Origin of the sequence: Streptomyces phyllanthi (assembly GCF_009377205.1) — a bacterium.
Lineage (GTDB): Bacteria > Actinomycetota > Actinomycetes > Streptomycetales > Streptomycetaceae > Streptomyces > Streptomyces phyllanthi.
On record NZ_VJZE01000880.1, the window covers coordinates 1 to 1,582 of the forward strand.

A 1,582-nucleotide genomic window follows, 5' to 3' on the forward strand; every position below is an offset into this window, starting at 1 on the left:
GGAGCTGACGCCCTTCAAGCTGTTGATCAGCTTCGACAAGGCCACCTTGGGCGGGTAGTGCACGAGCAGGTGCACGTGATCGCGCTCGCCGTTGAACTCCTTCAGCTCCGTCTCAAAACTGCCGCACACCTCCCGCATGATCTCCTCGCACCGCTTCAGCATGTCGTCATCGAAGATTTCTTTGCGGTACTTGGTGACGAACACCAAGTGTGCGTGCAGGTTGTAGGCGACGTGGCGACCAGTGCGGATATCGGGGTTTGGTTCCCAGCGCGGTGACATACGCCAAGGGTATTATGATCAAGCAGACCGACTTGGAAGGGGGTGGGCCGGATGATCCGTGCGTACAAGTTCCTCATGCGGCCCACCGTGGGCCAGGCGGCGGCGCTCGGCGAGATGCTGCGCGATCACTGCTCGCTCTACAACGGAGCGTTGCAGGAGCGCCGCGACGCCTACCGGCACGCCTCGAAGACGAGCGTCAAGTACGGGCAGCAGTCCGCGCAGCTCAAGGAGATCCGCTCTTTCGATCCGGAGCGTCAGGGCCGGTGGTCGTTCTCCTCGCAGCAGGCCACGCTTCGCCGTCTCGACAAGGCGTTCGCCGCGTTCTTCCGCCGGGTCGAGTCCGGCGAGACGCCCGGCTATCCCCGGTTTAGGGGCGTGAACTGGTTCGACACCGTGGACTTCCCCAAGGACGGGGATGGATGCCGCTGGGATTCGACCCCGCACGACCCGGTCACCCGCGTCCGCCTGCAAGGCGTCGGGCATATCAAGGTCAACCAGCACCGGCCGGTGGTCGGCAAGGTCAAGACCGTCAGCGTCAAGCGTGAGGGCAAGCGCTGGTACGTCATCCTGACCGCCGACCAGGCCGAGCCCGACCCCCTTCCCAAGACCGGTTCCGTGGTCGGTATCGACCTGGGCATAGCCAACTTCCTCGCCGACTCAGGCGGCGAGTTCGTACCCAACCCGCGCCACGGGAGCAAGGCCACCGCCAAGCTGGAAGCCGCACAGCAGGCCCTCGCCCGTTTCCCCCGCGTGCGCCGCGACGAGCGCACCGCCAACCACCAGCGGGCCGTTCAGCGCGTTGCCGACCTGCACCGCAGGGTCCGACGCCAGCGCCTGGACCACGCCCACAAGACCGCCCTTGACCTCGTGCGTGAACACGACGTCATCGCGCACGAAGACCTCAAGATCCGCAACATGGTCAAGGCCCCCAAGCCGAAGCCCGACCCCGACCAGCCGGGCAGCTTCCTGCCCAACGGGGCCGCAGCGAAGGCCGGACTCAACCACTCGATCTCGGATGCCGGATGGGGGGTGTTCCTGACGATCCTGCACGCCAAGGCTGAAAGCGCCGGACGGGAAGTGATCGCCGTGGACCCCCGCAACACCTCCCGGACCTGCCCCGAATGCGGGCACGTCTCAGCGGAGAACCGGCCCACCCAGGAGAAGTTCCACTGCCAGTCCTGCGGCCACCAGGCGCACGCGGACACAGTGGGCGCCCTGAACGTGCTACGGGCCGGGCTGGTCCATCGCGACGCCAACCCGGCATAGCGAGAAGCCCCCTCGTTCACGAGGGGGAGGAGTCACG

At 66.3% G+C, this 1,582-nt stretch carries 2 protein-coding genes; one reads left to right on the plus strand and one right to left on the minus strand.

What is annotated here, in order from left to right:
* A partial coding sequence (gene tnpA / locus FNH04_RS45820) for an IS200/IS605 family transposase (protein WP_152792125.1) occupies positions 1–279 on the minus strand: 279 nt, incomplete at its 3' end.
* A gap of 51 nt (positions 280–330) precedes the next feature.
* On the opposite strand from tnpA, the gene FNH04_RS45825 reads away from it, so the two are divergent.
* On the plus strand, positions 331–1,545 hold the full coding sequence (locus FNH04_RS45825) for an RNA-guided endonuclease InsQ/TnpB family protein (protein WP_152792126.1): 1,215 nt from the start codon (positions 331–333) through the stop codon (positions 1,543–1,545).
* Positions 1,546–1,582 lie beyond the last annotated feature (37 nt).

Bases quoted from the DNA above. Each gene is read 5' to 3' on its own strand.
- FNH04_RS45825 (WP_152792126.1), top strand. From the start codon at position 331: ATGATCCGTGCGTACAAGTTCCTCATGCGGCCCACCGTGGGCCAGGCG.